The organism is Acidovorax sp. AC410 (assembly GCF_979253235.1).
Genome location: NZ_CEEDCG010000001.1, coordinates 3,127,405 through 3,143,756, shown reverse-complemented (window position 1 = coordinate 3,143,756; position 16,352 = coordinate 3,127,405). Strand labels below are relative to the sequence as shown.

Annotated in this window: 15 protein-coding genes; 14 read left to right on the top strand and 1 reads right to left on the bottom strand. The window is 68.0% G+C overall.

What is annotated here, in order from left to right:
• The first annotated feature begins 48 nt into the window (after positions 1-48).
• From AC0IZS_RS14640 to pth, 3 genes are all read left to right on the top strand, one after another.
• Positions 49-1,023: a ribose-phosphate pyrophosphokinase gene (locus AC0IZS_RS14640; RefSeq protein ID WP_471636268.1), complete on the top strand. Its 975-nt coding sequence runs from the start codon at positions 49-51 to the stop codon at positions 1,021-1,023.
• 183 nt (positions 1,024-1,206) lie between these two features.
• Positions 1,207-1,839, top strand: coding sequence for a 50S ribosomal protein L25/general stress protein Ctc (locus AC0IZS_RS14635; RefSeq protein WP_471636267.1), 633 nt, complete (start codon positions 1,207-1,209; stop codon positions 1,837-1,839).
• 955 nt (positions 1,840-2,794) lie between these two features.
• Complete coding sequence (pth, locus tag AC0IZS_RS14630; RefSeq protein ID WP_471636266.1) at positions 2,795-3,451, top strand: aminoacyl-tRNA hydrolase; 657 nt, start codon at positions 2,795-2,797, stop codon at positions 3,449-3,451.
• Positions 3,452-3,464: 13 nt separating this feature from the next.
• Here pth and AC0IZS_RS14625 read toward each other — a convergent pair whose 3' ends face one another.
• A complete protein-coding gene (locus AC0IZS_RS14625) occupies positions 3,465-3,722 on the bottom strand; it encodes a YfhL family 4Fe-4S dicluster ferredoxin (RefSeq protein WP_471636265.1) in 258 nt (85 codons plus the stop codon).
• A gap of 233 nt (positions 3,723-3,955) precedes the next feature.
• Here AC0IZS_RS14625 and AC0IZS_RS14620 point away from each other — a divergent pair, with 233 nt between their 5' ends.
• From AC0IZS_RS14620 to AC0IZS_RS14570, 11 genes are all read left to right on the top strand, one after another.
• Complete coding sequence (locus AC0IZS_RS14620; RefSeq protein ID WP_322595174.1) at positions 3,956-4,918, top strand: ABC transporter permease; 963 nt, start codon at positions 3,956-3,958, stop codon at positions 4,916-4,918.
• 21 nt (positions 4,919-4,939) lie between these two features.
• Entirely contained in the window at positions 4,940-5,824 is an 885-nt protein-coding gene (locus tag AC0IZS_RS14615) for an ABC transporter permease (RefSeq protein WP_471636264.1), read from the top strand.
• 15 nt (positions 5,825-5,839) lie between these two features.
• Entirely contained in the window at positions 5,840-6,880 is a 1,041-nt protein-coding gene (locus AC0IZS_RS14610; protein ID WP_471636263.1) for an ABC transporter ATP-binding protein, read from the top strand.
• Positions 6,877-7,755, top strand: a complete 879-nt coding sequence (locus AC0IZS_RS14605; protein ID WP_471636262.1) for an ATP-binding cassette domain-containing protein — start codon at positions 6,877-6,879, stop codon at positions 7,753-7,755. Before AC0IZS_RS14610 ends, AC0IZS_RS14605 begins: the two co-directional genes overlap by 4 nt.
• 95 nt (positions 7,756-7,850) lie before the next feature.
• Positions 7,851-9,341 carry an ABC transporter substrate-binding protein gene (locus AC0IZS_RS14600; protein ID WP_471636261.1) on the top strand — a complete coding sequence of 497 codons (1,491 nt, stop codon included), beginning with the start codon at positions 7,851-7,853 and terminating at the stop codon, positions 9,339-9,341.
• A gap of 150 nt (positions 9,342-9,491) precedes the next feature.
• Entirely contained in the window at positions 9,492-10,895 is a 1,404-nt protein-coding gene (locus AC0IZS_RS14595) for an amidase (protein WP_471636260.1), read from the top strand.
• A 6-nt stretch (positions 10,896-10,901) separates the two neighbouring features.
• On the top strand, positions 10,902-11,510 hold the full coding sequence (locus tag AC0IZS_RS14590; RefSeq protein ID WP_471636259.1) for a hypothetical protein: 609 nt from the start codon (positions 10,902-10,904) through the stop codon (positions 11,508-11,510).
• A 44-nt stretch (positions 11,511-11,554) separates the two neighbouring features.
• Positions 11,555-12,898 (top strand): tetratricopeptide repeat protein, encoded by a 1,344-nt coding sequence (locus AC0IZS_RS14585; protein WP_471636258.1) that lies wholly within the window; start codon positions 11,555-11,557, stop codon positions 12,896-12,898.
• A gap of 173 nt (positions 12,899-13,071) precedes the next feature.
• Complete coding sequence (locus AC0IZS_RS14580) at positions 13,072-13,713, top strand: biliverdin-producing heme oxygenase (RefSeq protein ID WP_471636257.1); 642 nt, start codon at positions 13,072-13,074, stop codon at positions 13,711-13,713.
• A complete protein-coding gene (locus tag AC0IZS_RS14575; protein ID WP_471636256.1) occupies positions 13,710-15,941 on the top strand; it encodes an ATP-binding protein in 2,232 nt (743 codons plus the stop codon). Before AC0IZS_RS14580 ends, AC0IZS_RS14575 begins: the two co-directional genes overlap by 4 nt.
• Positions 15,942-15,946: 5 nt before the next feature.
• Complete coding sequence (locus AC0IZS_RS14570) at positions 15,947-16,348, top strand: response regulator (protein ID WP_471636255.1); 402 nt, start codon at positions 15,947-15,949, stop codon at positions 16,346-16,348.
• The last annotated feature ends 4 nt before the right edge of the window (positions 16,349-16,352 follow it).

The following is a 16,352-nucleotide window of genomic DNA, read 5'->3' as shown; positions in this document are numbered from 1 at the left end:
TATCTACTCGCGTAGTACGGGCTTTTTTTTCAGACCGCTGGGACGCTCATGCAAGGCAATCAACCCGACTTCATGGTATTCACCGGCAATGCCAATCCTGGCATGGCAGCTGAAATTGCCCAACACCTCGGGACCACCCTCGGCGCCGCCGATGTGGGCCGGTTCTCCGACGGTGAAGTGACCGTCGAGATCAAGCAGAACGTCCGTGCGCGCGATGTGTTCGTGGTGCAGTCCACCTGCGCCCCGACCAACGAAAACCTGATGGAATTGCTGATCATGGTCGATGCGCTCAAGCGTGCATCGGCAGAGCGCATCAGCGCCGTGATCCCCTACTTCGGCTACGCCCGCCAGGACCGCCGCCCCCGCTCGTCGCGCGTGCCCATCACCGCCAAGGTGGTGGCCAACATGCTGCAGGCCGTGGGCGTGGCCCGCGTGCTGACCATGGACCTGCACGCCGACCAGATCCAGGGCTTCTTCGACATCCCTGTCGACAACATCTACGCATCGCCCGTGCTGCTGGGTGACCTGCGCCAGAAGAACTACGAAGACCTGATCGTCGTTTCGCCCGATGTCGGTGGCGTGGTGCGCGCCCGTGCGCTGGCCAAGCAGCTCAACTGCGACCTGGCCATCATCGACAAGCGCCGCCCCAAGGCCAACGTGTCCGAAGTCATGCACGTGATCGGCGAGATCGAAGGCCGCAACTGCGTGATCATGGATGACATGATCGACACCGCCGGCACGCTGGTGAAGGCCGCCGAAGTGCTCAAGGAACGTGGCGCCAAGAAGGTGTACGCCTACTGCACACACCCCATTTTCTCGGGTCCAGCCATCGAACGCATCGCCAAGGGCTCGGCCCTCGATGAAGTGGTGGTGACCAACACGATTCCCCTGAACGACAACGCCAGGGGATGCGCAAAAATCCGCCAGCTCTCCGTGGCCCCGCTGATCGCCGAAACGATCCAGCGCATTGCCAAGGGCGAGTCGGTGATGAGTCTGTTCTCGGACCAGGACAACCTGTTCTGACATGCCCCGGGCCTCGCAAGAGGCCCTCGGTCTTGCAAGACGGTTGTTGTTGACATCAAGCCTCCTTCGGGAGGCTTGTCTGTTGGTTCGGGAACGCAATGTGGCCTGCCTGCCCCAGGGCAACGCAGGTCTTTTTAAAACAGGGCAAGACTGGTCGCGGTCTGTCCTTTTCAGGAGCTAGTTATGAACTTCGTCGCTTTTGAGCGCGCCAAGCAAGGTACGGGTGCGAGCCGCCGTCTGCGCAATTCGGGCAAGACGCCTGGCATCGTCTACGGCGGTGCTGCCGAACCCCAACTGATCGAGATCGACCACAACGCACTGTGGCACGCCCTCAAGAAGGAAGCCTTCCACTCCAGCGTGCTGGACATGGAAGTTGCCGGCGCCACCAGCAAGGTTTTGCTGCGTGACGTGCAATACCACCCCTACAAGCAACTCGTGCTGCACATCGACTTCCAGCGCGTGGATGCCAAGACGAAGCTGCACATGAAGGTGCCACTGCACTTCAGCGGCGCTGAAGAGTCCAACGCCGTCAAGGTGGACCACTGCCTGGTGAACCCCGTCGTGAACGAACTCGACGTGACCTGCATGCCTTCGGACCTGCCTGAATTCATCGCTGTGGACCTGTCCAAGCTGCAAAAGGGCGCTTCGCTGCACCTCAAGGACATCAAGCTGCCCAAGGGCGTGAGCGCCGTGATCCGCGGTGGCCAGAACAACCCCGTGCTGGTCTCCGTGACCAACCCGGTCGTGGTTGTCGAAACCCCTGTGGAAGCCGCTCCTGCTGCGGACGCCAAGGGCAAGGGCAAGGGCAAGAAGTAATTCTTGGCTTTTTCCTGGCCGGAGCAGTGCTGCCTACCTGGTGGTGCTGCTTCCAGCAACAAGAACGGCTCACTTCGGTGGGCCGTTTTTGTTTTGTTCGAGCGGTATTGTGTGAAGAGTTTGTGGACGCTTGTTTGTCTGTGGTGGCTGCGTGCGTGTGTAAAGGTTGGAGGCCGGGATGTGCGCCCGGCGGCGCAGTAACTTTCTCTTGGCCGCCAAGAGAAAGTCACCAAAGAGAAGGCGGCCCCCAGTCTGCGTCCCCCATCGCCCTGTCGGGCGATGGGGGCAACCTGCGATGCTCGGGCCTGGGGTGGGCGTCGCTGAACTCGCTGCGTTCTTCGAACTCCGCTCAGACAGCAGCGACGAGCCAGACGACGAAGCGTGTGTGTCCTTCGGCACACGCACCCACCCCAGCCCCTGCGCTTCTCGGCGCAGCCAGCAGGGGTGGGGAGCGGGGTCACAGACGGCTGCTGCTTCGCAGCTGCGCCGGGTGTCGGGTCGCGCTGCGCGCTGCCGACGGCTGGGGCGCAGCCGCCCTGTCCAGGCCAAGCGCAGCGAGGCAGTTGGGGCCGAGCGAAGCAATGGCCAGAGTGGAGCCCGTTCCCACCCCCCTTCTGACCGTGCCGAGAAGCGCAGGGCCTGGGGTGAGCGCGTGCCGAAGGACACGCGCATCGTTGTCTGGCTCGCCGAAGCTGTTTGACCGGAGCTGCCTCGCAGAGGCAGCTCAGGGAGTTCTTCGGCGTCACCCCAGGACCGAGCATCGCAGGCTGCCCCCTCGTACGCAGTGCGAGGGGGACACGGGCAGCGGGGTCGCCTTCTGTTGGGGTACCTTTCTTTGGCGACTCAAAGAAAGGTACCTCGGCCGCCGGGCCGAGACCCGGCCTCCGCCCTCAACCACGGCACGCAGCAACCACAGTCAACAAAACCCACGCGGCAAGCCACCGATAATCTCCCCATGATCAAGCTGTTTGTAGGCCTGGGCAACCCAGGCCCCGATTACGAAGCCACCCGCCACAACGCCGGCTTCTGGTGGATCGACGCCCTCGCGCGCGAACTGAAGGTACACCTGGTTCCCGAGCGTAGCTACCATGGCCTGGCCGCCCGTGCCACCGTGCACGGCCAGAGCGTGTGGCTGCTGCAGCCGCAGACCTTCATGAACCTGTCGGGCAAGTCCGTGGCATCGCTCGCGCGCTTCTTCAAGATCGCTCCCGAAGAGGTCCTGGTGGTGCACGACGAACTCGACATCCCGCCGGGCCAGGTCAAGCTCAAGCGCGGCGGCAGCCATGCGGGGCACAACGGGCTGCGCGACATCCATGCGCAACTGGGCTCGCCCGACTACTGGCGCCTGCGCGTCGGCATCGGCCACCCGGGCGTGAAGTCGGAAGTCGCCAACTGGGTGCTCAAAAAGCCCGCGCCCGACCAGCGCACGCTGATCGAGGACAGCATCAGCCACTCGCTCAAGTCCTACCCGGCCATGCTGGCCGGCGAGATGGACAAGGCCACGCTGCTGATCCACACGGTCAAGCCGCCGCGCCCCAAGCCGCCCCGCCCACCCGAGCTGGCAACAGCAACCCCGCCGCTTGCCGCCAAGCAGCCGGACGCGGCGAGTTGAGAGGGTTTGCGGTTCAGCCCTGAGCGGGAGCCTGCAAGCGCTGGAACTTTTGCCAGAGGGTTTCCCGGGTCTCCACATGCTGGGGATTCACGGGGATGCAGGCCACAGGGCAGACCTGCACGCACTGGGGCTCGTCGAAATGCCCCACGCACTCGGTGCATTTGCGCGGGTCGATCTCGTAGATCTCTTCGCCCAGGTAGATCGCGTCGTTGGGGCACTCGGGCTCGCAAACGTCGCAGTTGATGCACTCGTCGGTGATCATCAGCGCCATGGCACGCCCCCTTGCACGCAGGGTGCGACAACGACCAGGGGAGACAGTGCGCGCTTCATGGGGCACATTATCGTAGGTCCGGGCATGTACCTTGCGAGCCACACCACAACACAACACCGCCGGCGGGGTGTTTTTGCCGTTATGCTGTGTATACACATTAATTGTGACGCCAGGGGATTCACCGCCCAGGGCGCCACGCACAACAACCAACACCACCCACACGACACCCCACCATGGGACTGTTCTTCCTCAAGCGGTTCATCACCCTCCTGGCGACGCTGATCGGCGCCTCCATCGTCGTCTTCCTGGTGCTGGAGATCCTGCCGGGCAATGCGGCGCAGATGCTCATGGGCCCCGACGCCTCGCCCGATGCCGTGGCCGCCCTGGCCACCAAGCTGGGGCTGGACCAGCCGGCCATGCAGCGCTACTGGGAGTGGATCAGCGGCCTGGTGGTGGGCGACATGGGCAACAGCTACGCCTACAGCACGCCGGTGCTGGAACTGGTGCTCGAACGCCTGGCCCTGACGGTACCGCTGGCGCTGATGGCCATGGTGATCACCACCGTGCTGGCGCTGATCGCAGGCGTGTACGCGGCCTCGCGCCACAACAAGGTGGGCGATGTGGGCGTGATGGGCCTGGCGCAGATCGGCATCGCCATCCCCAACTTCTGGTTCGCAATCCTCTTGATCCTGCTGTTCTCGGTCAAGCTGCAGTGGTTCTCGGCCGGGGGCTTTCCGGGCTGGACGGAAGACGCTGGCGGCAGCCCGCTCGAAGCCCTCAAGGCCCTGCTGCTGCCCGCTATCGCACTGGCCGTGGTGCAAGCCGCCATTCTGGCGCGCATCACGCGCTCGGCCGTACTCGAGGTTCTGCGCGAGGATTTCGTGCGCACCGCGCGCGCCAAGGGGCTATCGCAGCGTGCAGCGCTCTGGGGCCACGTGCTGCGCAATGCCATGATCCCGGTGATCACGGTGATGGGCCTGCAGTTCGCCAACCTGCTGGCGGGCACCATCGTGGTCGAGAATGTGTTCTACCTGCCGGGCCTGGGCCGGCTGATCTTCCAGTCCATCTCCAACCGCGACCTGATCGTGGTGCGCAACTGCGTGATGCTGCTGGCGGCCATGGTGGTCATCGTGAACTTCGTGGTGGACATCCTCTACGCAGTGATCGACCCGCGCGTCAAAGCCAGCGATATCTGAGAACGTGTGAACCGATTCACCATGAGCGCCGCTTCCTCCACCTCTCCCATCCGCCCCGCCGGCACACCACCGCCTGGCTGGTGGCACCGCGCGCTGCGCCACCGCAGCTTCGTCATCGGCGCCGCACTGTCGCTGCTGCTGCTCGTCGCGGCCGCCCTGTCCCTGGTCTGGACTCCCTGGTCCCCCTACGAGATGGACCTGGCCGTGAAGCTGCAGCCGCCATCGCTCGCGCACTGGCTGGGCACCGACGCCTTCGGGCGCGACGTGGCATCGCTGCTGCTGGTGGGCGCGCGCAACTCCATCCTGGTGGGCGTGATCGCGGTCGGCATCGGTCTGTCCATCGGCACGGCGCTGGGCCTGCTGGCTGCTGCCAAACGCGGCTGGGTGGAAGAGCTCATCATGCGGCTGGCGGACTTCACCTTCGCCTTCCCGGCCATCCTCTCGGCGATCATGATGACGGCGGTGTTCGGTGCGGGCATCGTCAACTCCATCATCGCCATCGGCATCTTCAACATACCGACCTTCGCGCGCGTCACGCGCGCCTCGGCCAATGCCGTGTGGTCGCGCGAATACATTCTGGCTGCGCGCGCCTGTGGCAAGGGCAGCTGGCGCATCACCATCGAGCATGTGCTGCCCAACATTTTGTCGGTGCTGATCGTGCAGGCCACGATCCAGTTCGCCATCGCCATCCTGGCCGAGGCCGCGCTGTCCTACCTGGGTCTGGGCACGCAGCCGCCCCAGCCCTCATGGGGACGCATGCTCAGCGAGGCCCAGACGCTGATGTTCCAGGCACCGCTGCTGGCCGTGTGGCCGGGCCTGGCCATCGCCTTCGCCGTGCTGGGCCTGAATTTGCTGGGCGACGGCCTGCGCGACCTGCTGGACCCGCGCCTCTCTCGCAAACGATGAAGACGACCTTCTGCCATGCCCTTGCTTGAAGTCTCCAACCTGCAGATCCGCCTGCAGACCCACCGGGGCCCTGCCGACGCCGTGCGCGGCGTGAGCTTTGCCCTGGAGCGCGGCGAAACCCTGGGCCTGATCGGTGAATCGGGCTGCGGCAAGTCCATCACCGCCATGTCGCTCATGGGCCTGCTGCCCGACAGCGCCCAGGTCAGCGGCAGCATCCGCTTCGATGGTGAAGAACTTGTGGGCCGCACCGATGCGCAGATGTGCCGCATGCGCGGCAACCGCATCGGCATGGTGTTCCAGGAGCCCATGACGGCCCTGAACCCCGTGCACAGCATCGGCCGCCAGGTGGCCGAGCCGCTGCGCCTGCACCGCAGCATGGGCGCCGCCCAGGCACGTCAGGAAGCGATATCGCTGCTCGACCGCGTGGGCATACCGAATGCCGCGCAGCGCTTCGACGCCTACCCGCACCAGTTCTCGGGCGGGCAGCGCCAGCGCATCACCATCGCCATGGCCCTGGCCTGCGGGCCCGACCTGCTGATTGCCGACGAGCCCACCACCGCGCTGGACGTGACCATCCAGCAGCAGATCCTGGACCTCATCAGCGACCTGGTGGCCGAGCGCAACATGGCCCTGATCCTGATTTCGCACGACCTCGGGGTGATCTCGCAGAACGTGGACCGCATGATGGTCATGTACGGCGGCAGCGTGGTCGAGAGCGGCTCCACCGCCTCGGTCTTCTCCGCCATGGCCCACCCCTACACGCGCGGCCTGTTCGCCGCCCGCCCACACCTGGGCGCGGTGCATGCACCTGGCCAGCGCCCGCGCCTGTCCACCATTGCCGGCACCGTGCCCGAGCTGGTGGACCTGCCCGCCGGCTGCCCTTTTGCCGGCCGCTGCAGCTACACCGTGGACGCCTGCCACCACGAACGCCCTGCGGCCACCCTGGTGGCCACCGATGCCGATGGCGACCACGAGGTGCGCTGCCTGCGCCGCGATGCCATTGCCCAGGCACTGAGCGCGCAGCAGGCGGTCGAAGTCGTCGAGGTGGCCGCATGAGCAGCAAGCAGCCCCAGGCGCCGGCCAGCGCCGACACCGCCCTGCTCCAGGTCACGGACCTGGTGCGCGAATACACCCTGCCGCGCGAGCACCTCTTCCAGCCACCGGGCAAGGTGCATGCCGTCAATGGGGTGAGTTTCTCCATCGCCTCGGGCCGCAGCCTGGGCATCGTGGGCGAATCGGGCTCGGGCAAGTCCACCCTGGCGCGCACGGTGATGGCGCTCGACGCGCCCACCGCCGGCACGGTGCATCTGCTCGGGCGCAATCTGCACGCGCTGGCGCCGGCCGAGCTGCGCCAGGCACGGCGCGACTTCCAGATGGTGTTCCAGGACCCCTATGGCTCGCTCGACCCGCGCCAGACCGTGGAGCGCATCGTCACCGAGCCACTGCAGGCCCAGGGCGAGACCAGCCGCGCCGAACAGCGCGAGCAGGCCGGCCAGGTGCTCGCGCAGGTGGGCCTGCGCACCAACGACCTGGGCAAGTACCCGCACGAGTTCTCGGGCGGGCAGCGCCAGCGCATCGCCATCGCGCGCGCACTCATCACGCGCCCGCGCCTGATCGTGGCCGACGAGCCGGTGAGCGCGCTCGACGTCTCGGTGCAGGCCCAGGTGCTCAACCTGATGCAGGACCTGCAGCAGCAGTTCGGCATCACCTACATGCTCATCAGCCACGACCTGGCGGTCGTCAACCACCTGTGTGACGAAGTGGTGGTGCTCTACCAGGGGCGCATCGTCGAGCGCGGCTCGCCGGCCGAGCTGTTTCGCAATGCGCAGCACCCCTATACCCGCTCGCTGGTGGGCGCCGTGCCCCAGGTGCAGCCCGGCCGCGCGCGTGCCCGACGCGCCGCTGCGGCCGCAGCCGCGAAAACCGCATAACCATAAGCACCACCAATGGTGTACAAAGCTTCCGTGCTCCCCGGTAACAAATTGCACCGGGGTCTTCGTCAGTTTTTTGTCTGGAGAGTCCGAACATGCTGAACCGCCGTACCGTTCTTGCCACTGGCGCCATCGCCACCGTGCCCCTCGCCACCCCGTTCGGCGCCCTCGCCCAGAGCCGCAAGGACGCCGTGGTGCTGGCCATGACGCTGGAGCCGCCAGGGCTGGACCCGACGGCCGGCGCCGCCTCGGCCATCGCCGAGATCGTGCAGTACAACATCTTCGAGACGCTCACCAAGATCAATGCCGACGGCAGCGTCTCGCCGCTGCTGGCCGAGAGCTGGGAAGTCTCGCCCGACCTCAAGACCTACACCTTCAAGCTGCGCCGCGGTGTCACCTTCCAGAACGGCGAGCCCTTCAACGCCAACACCGTCAAATTCTCGTACGACCGCGCCGGCGGCGAGAAGAGCACCAACAAGGACAAGCGCACCTTCGCCAACCTCACCACGCAGGTGGTGGACGACTACACGGTGGTGGTGCTCAACAAGGACATCGACCCCGACCTGCTGTTCATCCTGGGCCAGGCCACGTCCATCATCGTCGAGCCCAAGAGCGTCGAGGGCAACGCCACCAAGCCCGTAGGCACCGGCCCCTACCAGCTCAGCGCGTGGAACAAGGGTTCTTCCGTGGTACTCGCTGCCTGGAGCGGCTTTCGCGCCCCGGCCAGCATCAAGATCAAACGCGCCACCTTCCGCTTCATCTCCGACCCGGCCGCCCAGGTCGCTGCGCTGCTGGCCGGCGACGTGGACGCCTTCCAGCGCGTCACGCCACGCAGCGTGAGCCAGTTCAAGGCCAACCCGCGCTTCCAGGTGCTGGTGTGCGGCTCCCGCGCCAAGACCATCCTGGCCATCAACAACGCCAAGAAGCCGCTCGATGACGTGCGCGTGCGCCGTGCCATTGCCGCTGCCGTGGACCGCAAGGCCGTGATCGAAGGCGCCGCCGACGGCTATGGCGCGCCCATCGGCAGCCACTACGTGCCCGGCGCCTTCGGCTACGTGGACACCACGGGCGTGAACCCCTACGACGTGGAAAAGGCCAAGAAGCTGCTGGCCGAGGCCGGCGTGAAGACGCCGCTGGAGCTGACCGTGACCCTGCCGCCCACGCCCTATGCGCGCCAGGGCGGCGAGGTGATCGCGGCCCAACTGGCCAAGATCGGCATCACCGCCAAGCTGCAGAACGTGGAATGGGCGCAGTGGCTCAGCGGCACCTACGGCAACAAGAACTACGACCTGACCATCATCTCGCACGTGGAGCCGTTCGACCTGGGCAACTTCGCCAAGCCCGACTACTACTGGGGCTACAACTCGCCCAAGTTCAACGAAATTTTCAACCAGATCAAGAACGCCGCCCGCCCGGCCGACCGCTCGCGCCTGCTCGGCGACGCGCAGCGCCTGCTGGCGCAGGACTCGGTGCATGCCTTCCTGTACTCGAACCAGTGGATCACGGTGGCCAACAAGAACCTCAAGGGCCTGTGGAAAGACATGCCCGTGTTCGTGAACGACATCTCGGTCCTGTCCTGGGCCTGACCGCCACCCGGCGGCTGAGCGGCCCTTGCGGGCCCGCCGCCGCCAGTGCGGCAGGGGCGCCAGCCACAGGCTGTGTGCCCCTGCCGCTGTATCGCTGCCACGCCGCCGGGCAGCCACCTTTCTCCCCCTCTCCTGCCCCTGCCTCCTGCCATGAGTGACCTCCACGACCTGCCCGCCCACGCCCTGACCGCAGCCTACCGCCAGCGCACGCTGTCCCCCGTCGAGGTCACCCAGGCCGTGCTCAGGCACATCGAGGCCTGGGAGCCGCACATCCAGGCCACCTACCTGCTGCGCCCCGACCTGGCGCTGGAGCAGGCCCGTGCCTCCGAGGCCCGCTGGAAGCGCGGCGAGCCCATGGGCCTGCTGGACGGCGTGCCCGCCACCATCAAGGAAAACATCGCCACCCGGGGCGACCCGCTGCCGGCAGGCACAGCCGCGGTGGACCTGGTGCCCGCCGCAGCCGATGCGCCCCCCGCCGCGCGCATGCGCGAAGCCGGCGCCGTCATCGTGTCCAAGACCACCATGCCCGACTACGGCATGCTGTCCTCGGGACTGTCGAGCTTTCACCCGCTGGCGCGCAACCCCTGGGACACGAGCAAGGGCCCCGGCGGCTCCAGCGCCGGCGGCGGTGCGGCCGCGGCGGCCGGCTATGGCCCGCTGCACATCGGTACCGACATCGGCGGCTCGCTGCGCCTGCCGGCCAGCTGGTGCGGCATCTTCAGCCTCAAGCCCAGCCTGGGCCGCATCCCCATCGACCCGCCCTATACCGGCCGCGCCGCCGGCCCCATGACCCGCACCGTGGCCGATGCCGCGCTGATGATGCAGGTGCTCAGCCAGCCCGATGCCCGCGACAGCATGGGCCTGCCCGCACAGGACATCGCCTGGAACCAGTTCGACCAGGGCAGCGAGCGCCTGCGCGGCCTGCGCATCGGCCTGCTGCTGGACGCCGGCTGCGGCCTGCCCGTGGACCCCGAGGTGCGCGCTGCCGTGGAAAACGCCGCGCGCCTGATGGAGGCCGCCGGTGCCACCATCGTGCCCATGCAGCCCTTCATGACGCAGGCCATGCTCGACGGCATGGACCACTTCTGGCGCATGCGCTCCTTCACCGACCTGCAGGCCCTGCCTGCCGTGAGGCGCGAGAAGGTGCTGCCCTACATCCGCGCCTGGGCCGACAGCGCCGAAGGCCTGTCGGGCACGGCGGTGTTCAACGCCAGCCAGCAGTTCCACCTCACCCGCGTGGCCGCCGTAAAAGCCTGCAATGCGTTCGACTATGTGATCTCGCCGGTGGCGCCCAACGTCGCCTTCCAGGCCGAGCTGCCCTCGCCCACCAACGACCCACTGCGCCCGCTGGAGCACATCGGCTTCACCGTGCCGTTCAACATGTCCGAGCAGCCGGCCGCGTCGGTCAACTGCGGCTACACCGAGGCCGGCCTGCCCATCGGACTGCAGATCGCGGGCGTGCGCTTCGACGACCTCGGCGTGCTGCAGGTCTCGCGCGCTTTCGAGCTGATCCGCGGGCCACAGCGCCCCTGGCCGCAGCCGCCCAAGGGTTGATCCGCCATGGACGTCCTGATCCTGTCGATCCTGATCGCCAGCGGCATCTACATGCTCAATGCCAAGGAGCAGCGCAAGCGCATTGCGCTGCTTGGCAGCCATCTGGCCAACTACCAGATCGAAAAGCTCATGGAGGCGTTGACCGAAGGCTACCTGCGCGCCCTGGGCGAGGGCACCGACGAGCGGCGTGGCCAGATCTGGTCGCTGCTGGAGACCACCGAATCCCAGCTGGCCGAGCAGTTCGCGCGCTTTGCAGCCGACTTTGCCAAGGTGGACGAGGCCCAGTCCCGCGTGAGCCGCCTGGCCCTGGCCATTCCCTTCGCGCAGGCCATCCTGCCCGCCGCCACCTTCGACATGCGCCGCGCCCTGGCTGTCCACGCACGCGGCATCGCCGGCGCGGCGGAAAACAGCGAACACCGCACGCCCAAGGACAAGGCCTTCGTGATGACGGCCGAGCTGCTGCTCATGCAGCACAGCTGCCACTGGTTCTGCAAGTCCAAAACCATCGCCACCGCGCGCATGCTGGCCCGCCACAAGACGCCGCACGAGCAGCTCGTGGCATCCGTTTCGGCCCCCACGCGCACGGCCTACCTCGCGCTCATCCACGGGAAATGAGTGACCCCGAGACGGGGTAAGGCCTTGCCCCGCACAATGCACCCATGCACACCGCCACCGACAGCCTGGGCAACCCCGTCACCCTGCACGACCCGAGCAGCCTTGCGGCGCTGAACGACTTCGTCGAGGGCTTCATCGCCTGCGAAGCGCGCGCGGTGAACGTGCTCGCGGCCGAGCAGGACCACAGCGCCATCGTGCAGGCCTGTTGCGCGGCGCTGCACATGTTCGCCGAATCGGCCGACGCGCCGCGCAACGCACAGCCCTACCTGGCGCGCGCGCAGGCGGCCGCCGGCCAGGCCAGCGAGCGCGAGCAGCGTTTCGTCGCCGCCGTGGCCGCCTGGGCGGCGGGCAACCTGCCCGGCGCGATCGCGCTGCACGAGGAGCAGGCCCGGCTGCACCCGCGCGACCTGGCCTCACTCAAGCTGGGGCAGTACCACCTGTTCAACCGCGGCGACTCGCCGGGCATGCTGCGCATCGCGCTGGCAGCGCTGCCCGCAGCAGCCGAGGTGCCCTACCTGCACGGCATGCTGGCCTTCGGCTGGGAGCAGTGCCACTTGCTCGATCGCGCCGAGACCTCGGCACGCCATGCGGTGGCCCTGTGCCGCAAGGAGCCCTGGGCCCACCATGCGCTGGCGCATGTGATGCTGACCCAGGGCCGCATCGCCGAGGGCAGCGATTTCATGGCCAGCGTGAGCGACACATGGACGGGGCTGAACTCCTTCATGGTCACCCACAACTGGTGGCACCAGGCCCTGTTCCTGCTGGAGCAGGAGCGCCATGCCGAGGTGCTGGCGCTCTACGACCAGCAGGTTTGGGGCGTGGTCAAGGAATACACGCAGGACCAGATCAACGCCGTCTCGCTGCTGGCCCGGCTGGAACTGGCCGGCGTGGACGTGGCCGCGCGCTGGGCCGACGTGGCCGACCACCTTGCGCTGCGCCTGTCGGACCAGGTACTGCCCTTTCTGGACCTGCAGTACCTCTACGGGCTGGCGCGCGCCGGGCGTGTGGACGAAGCGCGCACGCTGCTGCGGCACATCGAGGCCCACGCCGCCAGCCGCACCGAGGCCCACGAGCGCAAGGTCTGGCAGCAGGTCTGCGTTCCCGCCGCCCACGGGCTGCTGGCGCACGCGTCCGGGGACTGGGCCACAGCGGCATGGCAACTGGGCCTGGCTCTGCCGCAACTGGTGGCAGTGGGCGGCAGCCATGCACAGCGCGACCTGTTCCACCAGATCTACCTCGACGCCCTGGCCCGAAGCGGCCAGTGGGCCACGCTGCAGAACCTGCTGCAGCCCCAGGCCAACGCCCAGCCCGAATCCCTGCGCCTGGCGCGCCAGCTCCAGGGGGTGTACTCGGCCCTGGCCCTCGACGGCGCCCTGGCCCGCGCGTAGGACAACGCCGCATGGCGTCGTAGCCGCGCAGCCCGCCCCTACGGCGGCACGCCACAGACCGGTGCAAACCCCGGTGGGCACGGGGTCTGCGCAGGGCAATCCGGTTCTAGAATGGGAAAGCACGGTGCCCTGGGGTGCGGTGCCCCCTCCCCCCTCTACAGGTCACCCGTACCTTGCTGCACACCGTCCTCACGCCACTCCAGCCCGCCACTGCCGATGCATTGCAAGCGCTGCGACACGCCACGGCCGCGCGGCATGCGCAGCTCGACTCCGGCCTGCCCATCGCCCGCATGGACGCCAGCCTGGCCGACTACCTGGAGCACGTCCAGGCACTGTCTGCCTGGCTGCAGGCGCTTTGGCCTGCGCTGCAGTGCCTGCAGGCGCAAGAGCCCGGGTTTGGCTTCGCGCCTGCGGGTCGGCTGGGGGCGCTGCGCGAGGACCTGGCGCACCCAGGCCAGGCCAACCTGCCATGGCCCCAGCCCAGCGCGGCCACCGCGCTGGGCTTGGAGCAGGCCTTGTCGCACCACCCGGAGCAGGTCGATGCCGTGCGCTGGGGCCTGGCCTATGTGGTCGAAGGCTCGCAGCTCGGCGGACAGGTGCTGTACCGCGGCCTCGCGCCCCGGCTGGCGCCGCACCCTCTGCGCACCCTGCAGGGCAATGGCGCCGGCACCGGGGCGCGCTGGAAGGCATTCACGGCGCTGCTGCGCGCGCACGTGGCGTCGCCCCCGGCCATTGCGGCTGCGTGCGACGGCGCGCTGGCTGCTTTCCAGGGCCTGCAGGTGCATTTCGATGCCGCACAGGGAACGCCGGCATGAGCTCCGGCACCGCCCCTGTGCAGCCCACCACGCTGGAAAACTGCGACCGTGAGCCCATCCACATCCCGGGCTCCATCCAGTCCCACGGCGTGCTCGTGGCCGTGGATGCGAGCGGCCTGGTGTGCCATGCCAGCGGCAATGCCCAGGCGCTGCTCGGGGTTGCGCTGCAGCCGGGCGAGCTGCTGCGCGGCAGCACACTGGTGGCGCAGCACCCGGTGCTGGGAGAAATGCTCGACGAAGGCCTGGCCGCCCTGGGCGCTGCGGCCGACCTGCCCATGCCGACCGAGCTGGAAGCCGCAGGCCGCAGCTTCGACGTGGTGCTGCACCAGTCGCACGAGCTGCTGGTGATCGAGTTCGAGGCCCGCCAGGCATCCTCCGACGCACTCACCGGCTTTGCCATGCAGGCGCACCGCGCCATGGAGAAGCTGCGCCGCCCGCGTGCCTCCATCGACGACCTGCTGCAACTGGCCACCCAGGAGCTGCGGGCGCTCACGGGATTCGACCGCGTGATGGCCTACCGCTTTCGGCCCGACAGCAGCGGCGATGTAGTGGCCGAATCGCGTGCGGACTTCCTGGACCCCTACCTGGGCCGGCGCTACCCCGCCAGCGACATCCCGGCGCAGGCGCGCGCACTGTACGTGGCCAATACCTTGCGCCTGATCGCCGACGTGCGGGCCGCACCGGTGCTCCTGGCGCAGGCCGCAGGCAGCAAGCCGCTGGACTTGAGCGCCGCCATCCTGCGCAGCGTCTCGCCGATCCACATCGAGTACCTGAGCAACATGGGCGTGGGCGCGTCCATGAGCATCTCCATCGTCATCAACAACCGGCTGTGGGGCCTGCTGGCCTGCCACCACATGGGGCCGCGCCAGGTGCCCTACAGCGTGCGCATGGCCTGCGACGTGATGGCACAGATGCTGGGCGCCACCATCCAGGCGGCCCTGGCGCGCAAGCAGGCCGAGCGCCAGCAGCAGGTGGCCGAGCTGCGCACGCGCGTGATGGAGAGCGTGCTGCACTCCGACGATGAGTTCGCCGCGCTGTGTACCCATGCGGCCGCCCTGGCAGCCTCGATGCACGCAGGGGCCATCATCGTTTCCGAAAGCAGCAAGCTGTGCACCGAAGGCGAGATCAGCGACTCGGCCGCCCAGGCCCTGCTGCACTGGCTCGATGCAACACACGCCGGCGGCACGCTCTACGCGACCCATGCCCTGCCGCTGGAGGCACCCGAGGTCGGCGTGCAGCTGTCCCCCTGGTGTGGCGTGCTGGCCCTGCCGCTGGACATGCACCGCGGCAGTTGGCTGGTGTTCCTGCGCAAGGAGCAGATCGAGACCATCCATTGGGGCGGCAAGCCCGAGAAAGAGGTGCGCGCCGGCCCGCTGGGCCCGCGCCTGACGCCGCGCGGCTCGTTCGACCTGTGGAAGGAGACCGTGCGCTCCACCGCCGAACAATGGGCCGGTGACGACCTTGACATCGCCCGCCAGCTGCTCGCCGAGCTGGTGCGTGCGCAGAGCGCGCGCCACGCCGAGCTGAACAACGCCCGCGCCCACCTGATGGCCGTGCTCGGCCACGACCTGCGCGACCCGCTGCATTCCATCAGCATGGCGGCGCGGGTGCTCGAGAAGAACAACGGCACCGACGGCAACACCGGCAGGCTGGGCCAGCGCATCCAGTCCAGCAGCACCCGCATGCAGCGCCTGGTGAGCCAGGTGATGGACATGTCGCGCCTGCAAAGCCGCCTGGGCCTGGACCTGAGGCCCGCCACCATCGACCTGGTGCAGCTGCTGGCCGACCTGATGGACGAGGCGCGCACCGCCCACCCTGGCATGCAGCTGGTGGGGCATCTGCCGGACAGCCTGCGCGCCGAGGCCGACCCCGACCGCATCGCGCAGGTGTTCGCCAACCTCATCAGCAACGCACGCCACCATGGGGATGCGGGCCACCCGGTCGAGGTGCATGCGCATGGCACACCGACCGGGCCCGTCATCCAGGTGCGCAACGTGGCGCCGGCCATCGCGCCCGAGGTGGCGGCAGACCTGTTCACCCCGTTCAAGTCCTCATCCGTGGGCAAGGTGCGCAACCGTTCCGGCCTGGGCCTGGGCCTGTATATCGCACACCAGATCGTGCAGGGCCACGGCGGCCGCATCGGCTACGCGCACGAAGCGCCGCACGTGGTCTTCACCGTGTACCTGCCCCTGCGCCCCCCGGGCGCCGCCAACAACCCCCTTGCCTGACCACCATGCCGCTAGAGATCCTCGTCATCGACGACAACCAGGACGCCACCGAACTCCTGGAAGAACTGCTGTCCATGGAAGGCCATGCCGTGCGCACGGCCGCTACCGCGGCCCGCGCCCTGGCGCTGGCCCGCGAAAAGCCGGTGCAGATCTTCCTGGTGGACCAGAACCTGCCGGACATGAGCGGCTCGGACCTCGTGCCGCTGCTGCGCGAAAGCGTGGCTGCGCACGGCGGCGGCCCCTGCTTTGCGATCGCCATCACCGGCATGGCCTCGGGCAACGCCCGCACGGCGGCGGGGCAGATGGGCGTGTTCGACTACATCCTGGGCAAGCCGCTCGATTTCGACGCCTTCGATGCGCTGCTGGCGCGCTGCGCCGCCGCGCTGCAGGCACCTCCCGCTCCCTGAGCAC